Annotated in this window: 17 protein-coding genes and 1 pseudogene; 6 read left to right on the top strand and 12 right to left on the bottom strand. The window is 34.7% G+C overall.

Annotation, left to right across the window (positions count from 1 at the left end):
• Positions 1–480 precede the first annotated feature (480 nt).
• The 4 genes and pseudogenes from IPG37_04450 to IPG37_04435 all read right to left on the bottom strand — a co-directional run bounded on the left by IPG37_04450 (position 481) and on the right by IPG37_04435 (position 5,163).
• Positions 481–969, bottom strand: a pseudogene (locus tag IPG37_04450) (pentapeptide repeat-containing protein).
• A 205-nt stretch (positions 970–1,174) separates the two neighbouring features.
• Entirely contained in the window at positions 1,175–1,723 is a 549-nt protein-coding gene (locus IPG37_04445) for an aminoacyl-tRNA hydrolase (protein ID QQR53677.1), read from the bottom strand.
• Positions 1,724–1,731: 8 nt separating this feature from the next.
• On the bottom strand, positions 1,732–2,373 hold the full coding sequence (locus IPG37_04440; GenBank protein QQR53676.1) for an OmpH family outer membrane protein: 642 nt from the start codon (positions 2,371–2,373) through the stop codon (positions 1,732–1,734).
• A gap of 60 nt (positions 2,374–2,433) precedes the next feature.
• Positions 2,434–5,163 carry a cation-transporting P-type ATPase gene (locus IPG37_04435; GenBank protein QQR53675.1) on the bottom strand — a complete coding sequence of 910 codons (2,730 nt, stop codon included), beginning with the start codon at positions 5,161–5,163 and terminating at the stop codon, positions 2,434–2,436.
• Between the two features lie 263 nt (positions 5,164–5,426).
• Here IPG37_04435 and IPG37_04430 point away from each other — a divergent pair, with 263 nt between their 5' ends.
• Together IPG37_04430 and IPG37_04425 are read left to right on the top strand one after the other, a co-directional pair.
• The gene (locus tag IPG37_04430) at positions 5,427–5,903 is read left to right on the top strand and encodes a hypothetical protein (GenBank protein ID QQR53674.1); all 477 of its coding nucleotides are present in this window, start codon (positions 5,427–5,429) and stop codon (positions 5,901–5,903) included.
• 11 nt (positions 5,904–5,914) lie between these two features.
• Positions 5,915–6,562, top strand: coding sequence for an RNA methyltransferase (locus IPG37_04425; GenBank protein ID QQR53673.1), 648 nt, complete (start codon positions 5,915–5,917; stop codon positions 6,560–6,562).
• A 4-nt stretch (positions 6,563–6,566) separates the two neighbouring features.
• Here IPG37_04425 and prmC read toward each other — a convergent pair whose 3' ends face one another.
• The 4 genes from prmC to IPG37_04405 form a co-directional block, all read right to left on the bottom strand.
• Entirely contained in the window at positions 6,567–7,466 is a 900-nt protein-coding gene (gene prmC / locus IPG37_04420; GenBank protein ID QQR53672.1) for a peptide chain release factor N(5)-glutamine methyltransferase, read from the bottom strand.
• A gap of 2 nt (positions 7,467–7,468) precedes the next feature.
• On the bottom strand, positions 7,469–8,359 hold the full coding sequence (ftsY, locus tag IPG37_04415) for a signal recognition particle-docking protein FtsY (GenBank protein ID QQR53671.1): 891 nt from the start codon (positions 8,357–8,359) through the stop codon (positions 7,469–7,471).
• A gap of 29 nt (positions 8,360–8,388) precedes the next feature.
• A complete protein-coding gene (locus tag IPG37_04410) occupies positions 8,389–9,774 on the bottom strand; it encodes a glycoside hydrolase family 1 protein (protein QQR53670.1) in 1,386 nt (461 codons plus the stop codon).
• A gap of 95 nt (positions 9,775–9,869) precedes the next feature.
• Complete coding sequence (locus IPG37_04405; GenBank protein QQR53669.1) at positions 9,870–10,937, bottom strand: hypothetical protein; 1,068 nt, start codon at positions 10,935–10,937, stop codon at positions 9,870–9,872.
• Positions 10,938–11,425: 488 nt separating this feature from the next.
• Here IPG37_04405 and IPG37_04400 point away from each other — a divergent pair, with 488 nt between their 5' ends.
• Both IPG37_04400 and IPG37_04395 read left to right on the top strand, forming a co-directional pair.
• A complete protein-coding gene (locus IPG37_04400; GenBank protein ID QQR53668.1) occupies positions 11,426–11,995 on the top strand; it encodes a hypothetical protein in 570 nt (189 codons plus the stop codon).
• 47 nt (positions 11,996–12,042) lie between these two features.
• Positions 12,043–12,591 (top strand): hypothetical protein, encoded by a 549-nt coding sequence (locus tag IPG37_04395; GenBank protein ID QQR53667.1) that lies wholly within the window; start codon positions 12,043–12,045, stop codon positions 12,589–12,591.
• 34 nt (positions 12,592–12,625) lie between these two features.
• Here IPG37_04395 and IPG37_04390 read toward each other — a convergent pair whose 3' ends face one another.
• Positions 12,626–14,500: an ABC-F family ATP-binding cassette domain-containing protein gene (locus IPG37_04390; protein ID QQR53666.1), complete on the bottom strand. Its 1,875-nt coding sequence runs from the start codon at positions 14,498–14,500 to the stop codon at positions 12,626–12,628.
• A complete protein-coding gene (locus tag IPG37_04385) occupies positions 14,497–15,234 on the bottom strand; it encodes a glycosyltransferase (GenBank protein ID QQR53665.1) in 738 nt (245 codons plus the stop codon). Before IPG37_04385 ends, IPG37_04390 begins: the two co-directional genes overlap by 4 nt.
• A 165-nt stretch (positions 15,235–15,399) precedes the next feature.
• On the opposite strand from IPG37_04385, the gene IPG37_04380 reads away from it, so the two are divergent.
• On the top strand, positions 15,400–15,828 hold the full coding sequence (locus tag IPG37_04380) for a hypothetical protein (protein ID QQR53664.1): 429 nt from the start codon (positions 15,400–15,402) through the stop codon (positions 15,826–15,828).
• A 139-nt stretch (positions 15,829–15,967) separates the two neighbouring features.
• Here the strand turns inward: IPG37_04380 and IPG37_04375 are convergent, their stop codons facing one another.
• Positions 15,968–16,882: a hypothetical protein gene (locus IPG37_04375; GenBank protein ID QQR53663.1), complete on the bottom strand. Its 915-nt coding sequence runs from the start codon at positions 16,880–16,882 to the stop codon at positions 15,968–15,970.
• 200 nt (positions 16,883–17,082) lie between these two features.
• Between IPG37_04375 and IPG37_04370 the strand changes: the two genes are divergently transcribed.
• Complete coding sequence (locus tag IPG37_04370) at positions 17,083–17,757, top strand: FkbM family methyltransferase (protein ID QQR53662.1); 675 nt, start codon at positions 17,083–17,085, stop codon at positions 17,755–17,757.
• On the opposite strand, the gene IPG37_04365 is transcribed toward IPG37_04370, so the two are convergent.
• Positions 17,752–19,182: a glycosyltransferase gene (locus IPG37_04365; protein QQR53661.1), complete on the bottom strand. Its 1,431-nt coding sequence runs from the start codon at positions 19,180–19,182 to the stop codon at positions 17,752–17,754. The genes IPG37_04370 and IPG37_04365 overlap by 6 nt on opposite strands.
• Between the last annotated feature and the right edge of the window lie 72 nt (positions 19,183–19,254).

Genomic DNA, 19,254 nt, shown 5'->3' with positions numbered 1-19,254 from the left:
TGTCCTTTTAACGTTTTTTTATACAGAAATGATCGTTAATGTCGAAACAAAATTAAAATACTTTTATGAGCGATTAAAGCGCGGATACATTAAGAACAATGATGACTTTTATGACATCGTAGAATCTTTGCTCTGTATGGATCGTGCAGAAGAAAAAATGACAAGTAAGCACCTTGCACAATTGGAACTAGAAGAAAGCAAAAACAGCGATAATAGCAATGATAATTTTCAAAAAAGCTTAAAAATAGATGGGCAATTAAGCACAACTGTAATAAATAACAAAACAAACAAAAATGTTGCCGCAAACGTTTTTGATAACACACCAAGTAAAACAGAACGACTACCTTTAACTTCCACAAATCTTAAAATAGATGATTTTAAATTCGATGAAGTCTCAATAGGGGATACAGGGACCAAAAAAACTCAGCCTGTTCCTCTTGAGCAAACAGGTAATCCAGCTCAATCAGAACAATTACCATCTCAATCACAAAATTTGAAAATTGAGGATTTAATATTAGAAAGAGAAAGAGCAGAAAGAGAAGAACAAGAAAGATTAGAAAGAGAAAGATTAGAAAAAGAAAGGCTGGAAAGAGAAGAAAAAGAAAGGCTGGAAAGAGAAGAAAGAGAAGCAAAAGTAGCAAGGGAAGAAAGAGAAAGAGAAGAAAGAGAAAGAGCAGAAAGATTAGAAAAAGAAAGGCTGGAAAGAGAAGAAAGAGAAAGATTAGAAAGAGAAAGATTAGCAGAAGAAAAACGATTAGAAAAAGAAAGATTAGAAAAAGAAAGATTAGAAAAAGAAAGATTAGAAAAAGAAAGATTAGAAAAAGAAAGATTAGAAAAAGAAAGATTAGAAAAAGAAAGATTAGAAAAAGAAAGATTAGAAAAAGAAAGATTAGAAAAAGAAAGATTAGAAAAAGAAAGATTAGAAAAAGAAAGATTAGAAAAAGAAAGATTAGAAAAAGAAAGATTAGAAGAAGAAAGTCAAAGTTCATACTCAACAGTACAGGAAGAAAAAAAGAGCACTAATTTCTTATCTGCATCTTTTAGTTGGATCAAAGAAAAAACGTGGGCTTTTGGATCCTCAATCGCTACAACCGTGTATCAATATCTTTCTTCTTGGAATCCATGGCATCCAAAAACAATACCAACAGATCAGTAAAATCAAGGCAACCTCGATTTATAATTCTTTTAAATAATTCTGCAGAGCTTCAATCGCTTGTTCAATACATTGATTAACCTGTTCTGCTGGCTCAGAAAATGGTCGCAGAACATATTCAGGCACATCCTCTTTTTTTCCCGGACGGCCGATGCCAAAACGGAGTCTTGCAAACTCTGGACCACAGTATTGAATGATAGACTTCAGGCCGTTGTGGCCTTTGTGGCTGCCACCAATTTTGATTGATATATTGCCAAATGGTTTTTCAAGTTCATCATGAATAACAAGAATTTCAGTTGATTGTATGCCTGTTTTTAAAAGATGCGGAATCACCTGGCCAGAACTGTTCATGAATGTCATCGGTTTGATGAGCGTAAGCTCTTTTTCGGCAATGACAATCTGGCAGATTTCCATTGCTGGTTTATTTTTCCACAGTGCTGTACCGTTTCCATACGTTTGCACAAAAGCATCTATGATTCGAAAGCCGATATTGTGCCGCTGAAAATAATGTTTAGGGTCGGGATTACCCAGCCCTATCACTGCTTTGATCGAATGTTTTGTGTCTGACATGCTTTTATTTAAGAAAGGGTTTTGTCAGTTAAAAGTTTGGTATCTTTTTTGTCGAAATTCTGATCCATCAGTTTGATGATGTCATCGCTGCATTTTAGGTTATCTGCAACATAGATGATCCTGCCAGAGGACTCATCGATAACTAGATCAAGTTGATTCTCTTTTCCATAGGTTCGAACGACGTTTTCAAATTCAATGCCAAGCTCTTCAGTTTTTTTGTACATATCGGCTTCAAGCTCTTCTTTTAATTCTTGAGCCTTTAATTTTAAATCGCGATCCATTTTTGCAATCTTTTTTTCCTCAGCCTCTTTTGCAGTATCGCTTAACGTTGAAGCTTTTGCGGTGAACTCTTTGTTGGCTTCGATCAATTTTTGATGATCGGTTTGTAGCTGTTTTTCTGCCTTTTCTTTTTTGCCGATAAAATCTTCCCTAACCACTGCACCTTTTTTGGTACTACTAGCAACCTGATGTCCATTGACGACTTTAACTTTCAGATGCTTGAATGGGAGTTCAGTTTTTGTTTTCGTAACAGTTGGAACTTCTGTTTTGATTCCACGATTTGCTTCCTTTTTTTTTGCCTGCTCAGCATTTACAGTTATGATCAGTGCCATGCTCATGAATATAAGTTTTTTAAAACATCCTCTTTCCATGGGATCCTCATTGATTTGTAATATTTTAAACTATTAATACCTATCAAAATGTATCTGGTTTTACCAATTAGTCAACTTAAACTTATGCAAAAAAGTATATTTCCACCATTTACGAATCTCTTCAAAAAGTAAAATAGTAGTTGCGAGCAGGACAGTGACTGAAAAATCATAAAGTTCCAGCGGTGCAGTTTCAAATAGGCTATTCATTCTTCTGGTTGAAAAGGGCAAAATATACATGAACAGAGCAATAGATACCAATATTAAGTACCATTTACTTGAAAAAAAACCTATTTTTTTTGCTTGCACTCTTTCTGATCTACAACTCCAAGAATCGATTAAATGGAAGAGGCCTAACAATGCTGTAACCATTGAGCGTGCGTATAGTACATTGTCTTGATAATACAGATAAAAAACGATACTGCAGAAAGATGCAATCCAAAAACCTTTTGCGATCGATTGAAAAAAAGATGATGTATCTAAGATATATTTTTCTGACCATGGTTGTGCAACGAGTTCAGTGTCAGGTTTTTCAAAAGCAATACTCAGAGTTAAAACAGTATCAACAAAAAGGTTGACCCATAAAAGTTGGGCGATGTTCAATGGGAAAGGAACTATGCCGCGATGCAAGAAGTTTAACCATATGTTTATGATAACCAGAAAAACGGTTACTGTATTTACACTTAAGAAATATCTTATTGCTCTTCTTAACGTATAAAATAGATGCCTTGCCTGATAGATAATTTCTATAAAAGTTGCAAACGAATTATTTAAGATAATGATATCTGCATGTTTTCTAACATCATAGAATGAGTACGAGTTACTTACCAGAGAAACATCGGCCTGATCCATTGCGGGAATATCCTCTGGTTTGTTGCCTATCATTGCAACAGTGAAACCTTTTTCTTGAAGTAGTTTTACAATATGTGCTTTTTGATCAGCTCTCATCATTGAGTACAGCGTTGTTTTATCGACGAGCGCCGACAGTTTCTGTTCAGGGACTAATTCCAATGTGAATCCGTCTACACATTCAGTTTTTTGACCCAAAAGACCCAGTCTATGGGCGACGGTTTTGACAGCTCGTGTTGAGTCATTCGTTATCATTATGAATTTCATACCAAGGTGATATATGTTTTCAAGGGACCAGTACGTATCTCTGCGTACAATATCGTAAATACCACAAATACCTAAAATCTGGATTCCCGATTCAATATGAGTTTTTAAAAACTGTTTTTTTTCTTCAAACGTTAATAAATCAAAGTCTTCCTTTTTGAGATCTACTGTAGTACAGCCGACAACTACAACTTCATATCCTTGATTTAAAAGATCGATATAGTTGGTACGTTGAATGGTATCATTTTGCCTAATTAAGACGTCGGGTGCCCCTACGACAAAAATCTCATAGGAGGCTTTGCTGACATATAAAGCGGCGTGATATGGAGTACTTTGATCTGAAGGTGCATCAAATAATAGCTGATACTCTTCATTAGCTTTTTCAAGCGTAATGTTTAATTTTTGAGCGAAAACTGCTAATGCTATTTCAACTTCATTTCCAAGCACCAAAGAGTGTGCGTCGGTATTATGTGCAACTGCCGATCTATTCATTAAGATTGAAACTAAGCCAAGTTTTTCTAAGCATTTTGTTGAGCAAAACTGATCAAAGGGTTTTACCGTGCCTTCAGGATTAAATCCAAAGCCAGTCGGATTCCATTTAATGTTTTGTGCATATAAGACACTCACCATTTTTTGATTATAAGTTAATATTCCATCTTTATTGGTCATAACAATATCGATGGCCGAAAGTTTTTCAAGAATATCTAGTTGCTTGATTAAAATATGTCTACTGGTGATTCGTTCAATATTGGCAATTAAGATAAAAATTAGTAAAATTTGAAAAAAATCTACAGTAATTGAAAAAAAAATTGCTATCATTAGTGGAAGAGCATCTTCAAAACTCATATTGAGGGTGACTTTGTAAAGACACAGAATCATTACGCATAATGCAAAAATAAATCCGTTTAACCAATAACAATAGTTCGCTAAATTTCGTTTAAGTGGTACTGGTATTTTATCTATTGTTCTGTACAGATCGTCTTTATGCAGTTGCGTTTCGCTTCCCACGTGAATGACAATACCTGTTGCGTTGCCATTTACAACAACGGTTCCTGCAAAAAGACAGTTCGTGTAATCACTGAATTCTTCTGTATGGGAAACTAATTTATTATTTTTATTTATTGCTGAGTCACTCTTTGTGAAAAGTTCTTCGTTTACCGTAATTCCATCAGTTGATATGATGCGTATGTCAGCCGCTATTCGTTGACCGGCAGAGATATAAATAATATCACCTACTACTAGCTCTTGCTCCTTGATGACGTGGCGTTCTTTATTTCGTAAAACCATCACATAGAAAGGTGATAGTTGTTCAAGCTTTTCTAAAAGGGCCTGATTATACCAATCAAATATTGCGGCTATGATTGTGTGGATGATAAGCATACTAAATAAAACGGTAGCCGCATGTGCGTCACGTGTAACTATCAGGATGATTATAATTCCAATAATTATAAAAAAATTGATTGGTCTACCGCTCTGTTCTAAAAAAAGGGTATAAAATGATTTATCATGTACGCGTTTATATACGTTTTCACCATATTTCTTGCGATTATTCTCAACTTGGCTGTTAGTCAATCCTTTACATTCTGAGCTGCCAAAAATGACATAAAGTTCAGAAATTGGCAATGAATATAAAAAGGTGAATTTAGAAATAATCTTATCTTTATCAAAATCGTAAAACATTTTTTTGGCAATCGAATTAAAGCTTCAGGTTAATTTTGATATTGTTTTTTTGGCATAACCGATATCAAAGGTAGCAGGATACATGTTTATATGTAACAATAGAAGTATTAAATAAAGATTCATACATAACTCAAAATAAAAATTATATAATTTGTAAATTTTTATTATAAAATTTACTTGTAATGCGTAAATTAATTTTACTTGCAATAAACTATTTTTGATGCTTACACTTTACATTATAACTATATCTAAAGCAGGAGCTTATGACAAATTTGTATCTTTGGGCAATAAATCAATGGCGATGGAGTATCACCTGGGGGTGGTATCAGCTTGTATTAGGATTGGTTTGCTCAACGGCAATTTTTATGGGGATGAGAAGGCGGAAAAGTCTACCTGCGCTTATTTTGATAATCACTTCCTATTGGAGTGCTTTTATAGTGTATCTTATGTGTCTATTGCTGGTATCACTCTATATGACTAAATCGCTTAATGCTCAAATAGAGATTATTTCAGGGATAACCTTTGCTGCTGTTTTAGCGTTTTTTTTTACTATGCTTCAGGGTTTTTTTATCAAAATGGTACATAATGCTTACAAAGTGCGGTTACAGTGTATATTAATGGTAACCTTTGTTGCTAATGGTATTGCAGCGGTAATTACCTACCTTTTAACCAATTTTATTGATAAAGAAGCTACAACGTTGTTACCAAAATTATATAATTTTTTAATGCATGGTTTTTGAGGATCTTGCGCATGATGGTCAATGATAAAGATTTAGCTAGTTTGCAGAAACAGATAGATACTTATTATTTACAGATTTCTGAGAATAAAAAAAGACTTATCCAAACTGTTTTGCCCGAAAGAACGAGGTACCTGACAATTGTTCTGGAAGATACGTTTCAGGCTTTTAATGCGAGTGCAATTTTACGAACTGCAGAAATTTTTGGAATTCAAGATATTCATGTAGTTGCAGAAAAAAACAGATTTAGACCAAGTGTTGGAATTTGCCGTGGCGCAATGAAGTGGTTAAGTATTTTACAGTATGCCAATACGGCCGATTGTATTGCGACTTTGAAAGATGCTGGGTACCTTATTGCTGTGACCAGTCTTGATTATACCAGTATACCGCTTGAAAAGATGCAGGTAAACCAAAAAATAGCGCTTGTCTTTGGCAATGAACTGGTTGGGATAAAACCTGAAACCATGAAGTTAGCAGATATAAAAATTCATATTCCAATGGTAGGCTTTACTAAAAGCTTTAATCTTTCGGTGAGTGTTGCCCTTTGTTTACAGGAATTGTTGAAAAAAATCAAAAGTAGTGGCTTGGCATGGCAATTAACTGAAACAGAAAAAAAGGTTCTCGAATATAGCTGGTGTAAACAGATTGTCCAGCGAAAATAAAAGACTAAAGGTGGGCAGAAACGGTTCTATCTTTTTTTTGCAGATCTTGTCCGATTTTTATGCTTTGATAGCCAAGTGAATCTAATTTTTCTTGAACTAATTTTCCTTGCGTATGACCTATTTCAAGGATGATTGAAGGTAGGCCTACGGCTGAAAATAAAGATCCTTTGGAAAGTCTGTTCAGGCCCATATGTGCAATTTTGTTGAGCATCTGGTATCCATCCTCTTCAGCTACTAAAGCGTTGCAATCTTCCCAGGCTGTTACGCTGCAATCAAGTTCTAAAAACTCTTCTATGGAAATGTAGGGTGGGTTCGACAGAATGAGGTCAAAAGAAATGTCGTGAGGAACGGATGCATCGAGATCTGATTCAACAAAAAAAACATTTTTAATTTTTAATTTTTCAGCATTTTTTTGGGCAACTTTTAATGCTAACGGATTTATATCAACTGCAATAATGGTTGCATTTGGCAAGAAGTGTCCCACCGTAAGCGCAATACAGCCTGATCCTGTACCGACTTCTAATATCTTTATTTTTTCTTTTTTATGCAGGTGTAAATCCATGCACTGTTTGACAAAATGGAGTACCCATTCTTCCGTTTCTGGTCGTGGAATCAATATAGGATGTTCAACTTTTATTGACAGAGGACCAAATGGAACATGGCCAATAAGGTATTGGATGGGTTCATTGTGTTCAACTATCCTTCCAATCCATGAATTGATTTGTGTTTTTAGTTCGGCTGTATAGACAACCTGATTCTCAGTGATAAGTTCTGATTTTGTTTTTTTCAACAATGCTTCGAGGATCCACCACGCATGCTGTAAACGAATCGATTCTTCTTTAAACGCAATCTTAAGAGCTTCAGCGATTCGAAAAGTAAGTTCAGTAATCTGTATAGCTTGCATAGCTAAATCCTTTTTAAAATACCATCGATGTAATCACTTACATTAAAAGGGGTCATCTGATACAATTTTTCGCCAAAACTAATATATTTGACTGGAATGTCAAACTGAATTGCAATTGCAAATATAACACCGCCGCGACTTGGATCGTCCATCTTGGTCAATACTATTCCATCGACATCTGTTGCTTCTTTGAAAATCTGTGTTTGTGCAAAGGCATTGTTGCCTATTAATCCATCAAGTACAAGTAACGTTGCTATTTCATATTCAGGCATCTGTTTTTTGATGACTTTTTTTAACTTTGCTAGTTCTTGCATGAGATATGTTTTTGTTTGGAGGCGACCGGCCGTGTCTATGATCATAAGATCATAATGATTTGCTTGAAACTGTTTGCATGCATTAAAAACAACAGTAGATGGACTAGTGTCTGATTCTCCTTTGCATATGTCAATGCCGATTTCTTTTGACCAATAATAGAGCTGATCAACTGCTGCAGCTCTAAATGTATCAGCCGCCACTAATAAAACTTTGTTGCCTTGGCTTTTTTGATATGCTGCAAATTTGCCTGAAAAACTGGTTTTTCCACTTCCATTAACACCGACAATCAGATAGATATAAGCTTTTTTTTCTACTGTTTTTTCTACTGTTTTGTTTAAAATATTACTCAAAATCTCTTTGAGGCTGTCTTTAACGTCCAAAGGATCGTTGATGTTTCGTTTGATAAGTTCATCGATAATCCGTTTTGTTGTTTTCATCCCAAAGTCGCTTGCAAGAAGGGTCATTTCTAATTGATTTAAAAACTCCTTGTCAAGCTCCTTTTTGTCAAGGATCGAAGCTATTTTTTTTGATAAACTACCCGCGAATGATCCTACAACCTCTTTTAAATAATCAAACATACAGAGACTACCTTGTTAAATAATCACGCTTACTTGTGCTGTTGTGATACTATATTTTTATAAAGTATACCACTTTTTTTTAATATGTATTCATTGGAAGTTTGATCGAAATAAGCGAGTCCAAATTTCATTGTGTATCCATGGTCCCATTCGAAATTATCAATGAAACTCCAGTGATAATAACCTCTTATATCTAGGCCTTTTTGTAGTGCTTTGGAAATAACGTTTAAATGAGACTGTAGATACTTTTCTCTGACTGTGTCATCCTTTGATTCCACGCCATTTTCAGTAATAAAGATAGGCACTCCAAATGATGCTACTTTTTCGATTGCCTTCTCAAAAGCCTTTGGACATACTGCCCAGCGCATTCCCGTTACATACTCATTTTTGCGACCAACTGTTTGTACAATCATTGCCGGATTTAACTCCAACATTGCATCTTTTACTCCTGATCTGGCAATGACATGGCCATAAAAATTAAGTCCAAAAAAATCGTAGCAGGTTGGTGCATCTTTTTCATAAAATGAATATAATGGATTCCATGGAAACAGTTTTCCAGTTTTTAAAAAGTGTAATATTGCACCATTAAAAATATAGTCTAAAAATAATACTGGTAGCTGTTCCAAAATATTGAAATAGGACAAAAAGCCTTTTGAAAATGTTTCTATGGCCATCATATTGTGGATAACGCCAATCGAAGCTGTTTTTTGAGGATCGATAAGGCGACACTTTTTATAGATGCGGCAGTGCGCAGCCAACATGTTTTTTATAACAATCAAGGTACTATGCAAACTATGTTTTGCGGGAGGGAAGCATCCAGAAAGATACCCTTGAAAAGCAAAGGGGGCTATTTCGTTGATGATGCCCCATAGTTTGACCTTCTGCCAAAACTCGCCAAATATCTTCACACAGAATCGATCAAAGTATTTTTTCACTGCTTGGTTATCTTCAAAGCCGCCCTTTTTTTCAAACCAAAGTGGATGGGTAAAATGATGCATGGTGACCATCACCACAAAACCTTCTTCTAAAAATGCATCGATAATGGTATGGTAAAGGGCTATTGCCTCCTGGCAAAAAACGCCTTCTTCTGGTTCGACCAACGCCCATTCAATCGATATTCTAATCGTGTTGCAACCCATCTCTTTTAATAGCTTGATATACTTTTTGTAGTCCTTTAAAAATGAACAGTGCATGTTTGAAGAAAGACCAACCGTTTGAGCAAATTTGTGCCTTCTTTCATGGTTTGACCAGTTTGAAGCTGCTCTTGTTTTTTGATGCGAGTTGACAAACAGATCGTACATACAAGAGCCAGAATTCTGGTATTCAGAAATCGCCACACCCCTTAACGGTGGCAGTTGTAAGGTCGCATCTGAAAGATCTGATAAAAATAACAAGACTATAAAAAATAAAAACATATTTGAAAAAACCTTTGCAGTATTAATAAAAATTAACTAAATTTTGCTTTTTATACATTTTATAGTAGCAAAAGGGTGATAAAAAACAAGTTTAGTCAATTATTGGACTTCTTTTTACCTATAAATGATGCAAAAATAATATCTTTGGACTGACTGTATTTTTGAAATCCTTGTCCGCAATCGTTCATAAAAAAGCTATTTATAGCCTCAAAGCCCTGAAAAGCGTGGTTATAGATAGTTGGGGTAAAACAGTTTAATGTTTTAACTTCTATCATTCTATAAAAATTTTCTGAGGATGTTTTATTTTCATCTTTTAATCTGAAAGCCTCGAGATTACATAGGGCTTTATTGACTGGCCTGCTTACTTCTAAAATGTGCGATTGATTTAGATCTAATAAGCCCTTCTTTTTGTCTTGTGCGATTTTTTGTTTGATTGTAAAAAAAAGTGGGTATTTTTCATTTTTGTTCTTGTACTGTTGGTATTGTTCATAATATGGGTTACCATTGTGTGCTAATTCTGATTCTATTGTATGCGCTGTAGCAAAGATATATCCATCTGGCATTAATAAATGTGAAACAAGTGTTACAAACTGTTGATGTTCTTCAGGATTCATAAAATGTTCAACATTTTGTATGTAACAACTGGCAACTTTTCCTATTAAATCTGGTCGACGCTTTATAAATTCAAATAAAGATCCTGTATCAAATTGTATATTATTTATGCTTTTATTTAAAAGATTTAACCTTTCATTGATAAGTTTTTTTGCATTCTCTATTTCAATTGCACTTAAATCGTTTATAATAATGGTTCCATTGTGTCCACATGCAAGTTGTGCTTTAAATGCAACTTGTCCATCGGCTTCACCAAAGTGAACAAAAATCGGATTTTCATTTTTTTCTGCTACTGCTTTTACATGCATTAGGTATGCATATTGAATTGCGGGCAATGAAGGGAATATTAATCCGTAATTTCTTTTATCATAAGGATTGTTGACGATTGGTTTGGGACCGTTGAATTTCTCGAAAGAGTCTTCAAGGCATAACTGTTTAATGGCCCCAATGTTTTCAGTTGCTTCGTCACTTGCTATCCATGTCTTTAAGATTTTTTCTTCATAAAGATTTGTTACCAAAAAGATATTTTTGGAGATTCTTGCTTCTTCCATTCCATAGATCATGGCACATATAAGTAGGGAAAAATATGTAAAATGTTTTTTATATTTGGATAACATCTATATACTTTCATTTTTCTTAAAACTATATATTTTTTAAATTGTTTCATATTGTAATAGTTTTAAAAATAAATGCAATAGTATCTTGAAAAGTTGAACGAGTATGTTGCACATTAAATACTCAGCAAGTTAGAAAACGTTAAGTATCATTGCTGTACGGAGTTATATAGACTTTTTAATTTTACTATTTCAAATATGCATTTATTTATAAAAGGAAAGTTTGTTGATTGATAGTATAATTGTATGAAAGTTGATTTAAAAAAAAGGTAGCATGGCCGATTTGATCGTGTTCTTACAAAAAAAGTTGTTTAAATATGATCTTATTTGAAGTGATTTTTAAAGAATGTATAAATTGACACATGATGTATTAAAAAATAAACTAATATTGTAAATATATTTTTATTAATTAAAAGGAACTTTTTATGAAAATAAATATGAAAACTACGCTAGCTTTCCTGCTGATCGTTGGTTTTGGGCAAGTGCAGAAAGCACATGCTTATTGGTTACGTTTCTTTATTGATACGCAGCGACTTCAGCTGAAAAATTTTAGGGATATGAGTTTCCACTCTATCAAAGAACTTAGTTTGCAAGATAAAAAAACGGTTGATGACATTTACAGAGTAGTGACCTTAAGTACAGCAAGGGCTGCGCGTGGCAAGAATAATATGTATTGTACACCGGATGAAATTGAGAAAGAACTTGACTTTATAATAACTAATGATGCAAGTGATCTATCTGAAAATGCTAAAAAGGAATTGTCGGAATGGCGCGGTTTATGGGTAAGTTATGCACTGGATTGTAATATGGGTTTATGTGACAATAAAGACGTATCTGCTAGCTTGAATTGTAAAATTCAGAAGAAACAATTCATAGAAGTGGAGCTTAAAAGTGCAATTCAAGCTCATGTAATACGAAATACCGATGAAATTACAGAAGACAGCCTTACAGAGCAACAAAAAGAGATTAGAGATAGTTGCCGTTCAATGCCGTGAGTTGTAAACTTTACAGTGAAAATCGAATCATCAAGGAATTTTTTTATATGAAAACACGTCTAAAAATTATCCTGCCCATGCTACTGATTTGCGGGACGGGCAACGGGATGTACATGTTAGAAAAGGGTTTTGGGATATTAAATTTTGTCCACAATAGTAAACTACGTTTCTATTCGATGACTAAATTTACTGAAGCAGACAAACGGACAGTTGAAGATGTGCTCAAATCTAGAAGTTATTTAGTACAAATGAGTTCCTTAATTGATGCCAATGATCAAATACTTAAAAATTGCTTGGAGGAAGCAATTGATAAAACCAGTGGAGCACTAACTGATAATACAAAAGAATTTTTAAAAGTCCACCATCATGATGTGTTAGTGAAATTGAAACAGGAAAGAGAGTTACATCAAGTCATGTATGATTCGATGCCAAGGAATAAAGAAGCTGAAGCTTTTTTAAACAAACTTACGGAAAAAATGTATGAGATTGACATTACTTCTTTGGTAGTTGAATATGTTGATAAGCGAAATGAGAAAGTCAAAAAAACTACAGGTCAGTATGAAAAAGTCCAAGAAAGTTGCTGGGCCATTCCATAGTGTTTGAAATGGCATGCTGCTTACTTTAATATCTTTACACATTCACTAGTCTTTCCCATTCATGCATTGTGGTTTCGAGTTCTTTCTGTGTAGTCAAAAGTTGTTGTTGAGCCTTTGCAAAAGCGTCTGTTCCGTATTCAAGCTTTTCAAATGACAGCTCAATTTTTTTAATAAGCGCTTCATGTTTTGCAATCCTTTGCTCAATCGTATGTATTTTTTTTGCATGCTCTTTTGAATCGACAAATTCTTTTTTGATGGAGGCGCTGTCTCCTGTTTTGGATTCGTTGTTTTGAGGTGTTTGCTGGCCGGTGATTTTGACCATTTCGTCTTTTTGATACAGATATTCATCATATGATCCTGCAAAAAGGAAGCTTTTTTCAGCATTGAGTTCCAGAATGTGTGTTGCTAGTCGGTTGACAAAATCCTGATCGTGAGAAACGAATAAGATGGTGCCTTGGTAGTTTATTAAAGCTTCCAAAAGAATCTCTTTGGATGGAATATCAAGGTGGTTGGTTGGTTCATCGAGCATTAAAAAGTTTGCGTTTTGAAGCAGTACTCGAATCATGCCAAGTCTATTTCGTTCGCCACCGCTCAAAACAGAAGCTGGCTTGCTTAATGCGTTGCTGTCAAATAAGAATGAGCCTAAAATGGTTCGAATGTCCTTCATCGGCATGCTTGTTTTGACCGAGGTTGCGTTTTCAAATACTGACTTATTCAGATCCAAACTTTTTAGTTGATCCTGATCAAAAAGTGCAGGGGTTACATTGTTGCCCCATTCAAGCGATCCGTCCAGTGGGGTTATTTTTTTCATGATAATGTTGATCAGTGTTGTTTTGCCTGCCCCGTTGGGTGCGACAATTGCAATCTTATTGTTTCGTTCAATGGTAAAGGAACAGTGTTGAAAAAGCTGTTTTGGGCCGAATGCATGGCCGATATTTTTAACATCAAGGACAAGCCTGCCGCTTGGTTCTGCGAGTGGAAAGCGTACGCTCACTTTTTTTGTGCTTGTCGGCAGTACAATGCGTTCAATTTTGTCAAGCCGTTTTTCCATGCTTTTTGCCTGTTTTGCACGAGTTCCTGCGCGAAAACGGTTAATGGTCTTTTCAAGATCTTCAATTTCTCTTTGCTGCTGTTCATATGCGCCTAAAATTCGCTCAGTTGCTTCCTCTTTTTGTTGTATGTAGGCATCATAATTTCCTTTGTACATCGTTCCTTTTCCATGTTCGAGTTCCAAAATGTTCTCGCATAACACGTTTAAAAACTGTTTTTCATGGCAGACAAGTAAAAATCCAGCTCCGGTCTGTTTTAAAAAGCGCATAAACCATTCTTTTGCAACAAGGTCAAGATGGTTTGTTGGTTCGTCAAAAAGGTAAAAATCGGCCTTTTTGAGTAGTAGTTGTGCAAGTACGATGCGCATCTTCCATCCAACGCTCAGACTATTGACGGGCTCATCAAGCTGTTGTTTGGTAAATCCAAGCCCACAGAGCATTCGTTCACATTCAGCCTGTTTTCGTTCAGGCTCCTGTGCAATCAGTTGATGGCAGCTGTCAGCGTATTTTTCGATTAATGCATGATTAGTTTTGTCTGATGCAATCTGTTTTTCAAGCTGTTGATTTTCAGTTTTGAGCCTGATGAGTTCATCAAAGGTCTGCATCGCTTCCTGTAAAATTGAACGATCTGATTGAAGCACGACTTCTTGTGGCATGTAGGCTATCTGCATGCCTTTTTCAATGATTAATGTACCTTTGTCGATCGGTTGATGGCCCGCAATGACTTTTAAAAGGGTTGATTTTCCCGCACCATTGAGGCCAAAAAGGCCTATTCTCATTCTTTTGAAAATATGTTCATTAATGCCATTAAAAATGCTCTGGGTTCCAAAAGCAAGGGTAATATTTTTTAAAAGGATCATGGAGTCTTTCTAGTAAAAAAGTAATTTAATCTCAGTTTTATAAGATGCCATAGCATTAAAATGCCCGAAAACAGTTTTAATTTGCTTCCAGAGCGATCATACCAGACAGTTGGTACCTGTTTTACTTTGATATGGTATAGTTTACATAAATATAACAGTTCTACGTCAAAAGCCCACTGTTGCATGCTCAGTTGATTTGCGATTTTTTCTAATACATGCCGTTTGAATAGCTTTGCGCCGCATTGATAGTCATCATAGAATAGGGAAAAAAGTATTTTAATGAAAGATTCGTAGATCAGATAGCTTCCCCACCGCTTAATAAACGGTCGTGGTGGAAATATGTGTGAATCTTTCGAATATCGGCTTGCAATTGCACCATCGTATTCGGTATCCAGTGCTCTGTATAAATCCATAAAATAGGCTGGTTCAGTTGCCATGTCTGCATCAACAAATCCGATTATATCAATAGTTTTGTCTTGCAAGGCTGTCAAAAAACCGGCCTTGATTGCAAGGCCTTTGCCAGCCTTTGCAGTTTCTATGATGGTAATATGCGGGTTATTTTTTTTGATGGTTTTGACAATGGTACCAGTTTTGTCAGTACAACCATTGAGTGCTACAATTATCAAAAAGTTCATACCTTGAGCCTGTTTTTGAAAAAACTCATAATACGTTAATAACGTTTTTTCTATTCGAAGTTCTTCATTGTAAGCAGGAATTACAATACAGATTTTCATTTATTTGCCGCTTTTTATCGTTTTTTTTTTAGGATATTGTATCTTGTTTGGTTGGTCAAAATAAAAATAGATTTTTTTAGATTTTATAAAATATTGCAACTTTTTTGGTGATTCATGTATTATTAAAATGACAATTTGTAATTATTATAAAAATAAAGGAAATCTATGAAGTTGCAAAATTATTTTATGCTTTTAGGTATAGTTGTATCATTTGGTTTGGCTGATGCTGCGACCTTTTGGGTGCACAACAGAACTACTGATGCTGCTGGTAAAAATGGTGCGGTTATAAAGGTAAGGGTTTTTTGGAATAATGGTGAAACTGGTTTAATTGAACTTGCTCCTGGACAGGCATCGGGTAAAATAGATTGCGGTATTAATAATATTAAAAAAGTTATTTATGAAATTGTCCAACCGCGTTCTGAAGAAGCAAGGCGTGATGGAATCTATTGTGTAAAGCGTTATTTTGTTAATTTAGACATAAACGGGTGGGCGGTTGATGGAAACTTGTATATACAGTCGGTTGGTGATTTTTCATGGGGCTTTGCTACGTTAAATGAAAATGGTACTGCTAAGCCACAAATTTTGATGGACTAAAGATAAAAATGTACAGTTAGTAAATGTATATCAAGTAGCATAAGGGAAGTTTTGCCCACTTCCCTTATATGTGTTCCTAACAGTTTTTTTGAAAAAAATAACTACTACTTTAAAAATTGATCGATTGATTTTGTTATTCTTACTCGGTTTCTTCGTTGCCTGATTCGGTTTCTCCGCTACCTGAGTCAAAAGATAAGGATGAAATATCAAATGTATTTGCAGATAATGTTTCTTTGATTTCTTTTTCAATACTAATAAAATCACTTGGGTTAAAATAGTCGGTATTTGGTAGTTTTGTCAGCGTTTTTAATCCTTGAAATTTGTAGATTGCATACTGATTTGCTTCAATTTTCACTGTTTTTATAGAATATCCTGCTAGTGGGCGACTTTCTGCGGTTTCAAAATCTTCTATGATGGTACCAAGTTTTTTTCCATCTGAATTATGTTTATTAATTTTGCCTAATATAAAGGTTTCTGCTGAAGGTTGTGGATTTTGAAAACATAGATAGGTACCTGCCTCCTGGATTATTTTAAAGTTGTTCTTTGGTACAAAGATAGATTTTTTTGGTTTCATTGCTTTAAACGTTGCCTCAATTTTTTCTCTTGTTTCTATTTCTTTGTTGTTGCGTTCCTGTTGTAACTGTTGGTGTCTTTTTGAGTCTATGAATTGGCCAAGTTCGCTAAGTCCGCCAAGTGTTATTGTGCTTAAATTACTTGCTATTTTTTTATGTGATTCTACTGATTGTGGTGTGCTTAGGTTATGATTTATAGCTTTTATATCTGGTTCAGACTCATCTTCCGCACTGTTTCTTTTCTCACTGGATGGTGTAGTTGTCCCAAGCAATGATTTTACATAGTGACCGATTCCCCATTTTGAAGCTTGTTGCTGTATTTGATGTTGTATCGGTTGTTGTAGGAAATCGCCCGGATCCATCGGGTTAACGTTAACCCGATGGAATGTCATGCTACTCTTTTTAAGAGCATCAGTTGACTCCATGGAACTTATATCAAAATATAAATAAAAAAGTGATACTATTGATAATAGCTTCTTCATATTATGCTACCTTTATTTGTAATGCTGTTACTACGAAATGACGTTTTAATTTATGTTTGACCTGATGCACCCCTTTTTCTACAAAATGACCTTGATGCTTATTGTATTATATTGTATATTTATTGCAAATTAAAATTTTAATAAGCCGTTTTCCTTGGCTTTTGCAGGATTCGTCTTATAAAAAATAAAGTGAAGGTTTTTTGAAACAAGTGATGTATCGATTTTTTAAAAAAACAGATGTTTTTTCTGTGCTTCAGCTTTATCTGCATACTTGCAAAACAGTTGTTGAAGCTGGGGCTTTTTGGGGTCATGATTCAAAAAAAATGGCATTAATGTGGCCGGAGGCAACTATTCATGCGTTTGAACCGATTCCTGAACATTTTCAAAGACTTGCAACTGAAACTATGACATACAACAATATTATAGTTCATCAACTTGCACTTGCTGACAAAAATGAAGTAAAAGAGCTTTTTCTTTCTTTCAAAGGTGAACGATTATCGCAAGCAGCGTCTTTTTTAAAGCCAAAAGACCGACTAAAGCATAGCCTAATCACTTTTAATGGCAGTAGGTATGTACAAACTGTTACATTGTCTTCTTTTATGAGTCGATATAATATCGACCAAATAGATCTTTTGTGGCTTGATTTACAGGGTTATGAATATGCAGTTTTGGAGGCAGCTGAGGCTGTTTTACCGTTTGTACGTGTTATTCATATGGAAGTATATTTCATTCAGGCGTATGATGGTCATCCATTATATGAAGCAGTTGTAAAATGGGTTCAAAATCAAGGTTTTACCGTTGTTGCTCGTGATTTTGAAGATACAACAAAACACTTTTTTGGCAATATTATCTGTGTACGGTCAGACTGTTTATAATTCATACAGAAGCGATATATGGTCATTCATAGCTTCAAGTGATGTTACTGTTATGCCGTCATCAAATATCGTTATCCGTTTTTTATTGTTTTGATGAAGAATGAAGCCATTTATGGTGTACGGTTGCAGTACCTCTTTTAAGAAACAGTTTTTTACTGCGTAAAGGTTTTCTGTAAGTTGCGCTTTCATTTTTGGTGGGCAGCATGTATGTTTTTCGCCAAGAATAATGATATCAGCATAGGTCTTATTGAGTTGGTAGATCAGTTGATCGAAATTAATCACTTGACTAGTATTGTTCATGTAGCAAATGTATTCAGTTTCAGCAGACATAATGTGTTTGAAAGCAGAATTTTTAGGATTTTTTGAGTATATGATAGTAATTTTTGGGTACTGCTTTTCTAGAATATAGACTGTTTTGGGATCAACTTTGTCATTTAGAATAATGGTAAATGAATCTATTTTTTGATCGAGATATTCCTGTGCCTTTATAGAATATATGGTCTCGTCTAGATTATTCGTTTCTATGATGAATTTTAATGAACTGTTTTTATGTAGGGTAAGATTTCTTGAGATAGGATATTGAATTTGTGTATACGGACTTCGTTTTTTTATCTCGTGTCCACTGTTGACTTGTATGGTACGATCTACTTTGAATCCTACCAAATCTGAGAATAGATTTCTTTTATATAATATTTTTTTTATGAATCTGACTTTTGTATGTGCCATTTCTACCATTGGAATGTACATTGCAAGGTCATTGCTTGCGGGGAAAAAATCGCCTATAAAACCTTCCACTGAAGTGGAAATGAGATCTTCCAGTTTTACTAGTTTGAATAACCAGCCTTTAAAGGTTCGTGGATGCATATAATAGAAAGGTCCTTTTCTGTACGATCGGTTTTTGATAGTTTCTGTTGGGATTGCTTTTGCATAACCTTTTGGATTAAAGCCCCATGCGATTGCTTCTTGTGCCGGGATATTTTCATATTGGCCGTACGTAAACCATACATCGTTTTTTTGGTAGATGCTGTTAATGTATGAAAATACTGAATTATCTGCTAGCCAATCATCTCCGTCAACCAGTATAGCGATTTCATCATCTGCAATCTGGTATAATACATCATATAAGTTTGCCAGTTTGCGCCTTCTATTTTTGTTTTCGATTAAAACTGTTCTTTTATTATTCTTTGAGACATTGAGATAATTTTTAATAATAGAAACCGTATTGTCGGTTGAGCAGTCATCCACAATAACAACTCTAAAATTATTGTATTTTTGATTAAAAATCGACTCAAGGTTTTTGAGTGCCCATTTTTCGTTATTATACATACATGTCACAGCAACAAGCGGTAGATCGTTTGCGACCAATATTTGCGATACATAAATCAACGAAAAAAAGATGTGCTTTGGTAGACTGTTTTTTTGCATACAAGCCTTTATTATTAAAACCTTCAAATTTCGATTTGTATTTTGTTATCTTCATTGAGTATTAACAAGTAT

The sequence above is a fragment of the bacterium genome, from assembly GCA_016699125.1.
Classification (GTDB): domain Bacteria; phylum Babelota; class Babeliae; order Babelales; family Vermiphilaceae; genus AWTP1-30.
This window is presented reverse-complemented; position numbering and strand designations above follow the sequence as displayed.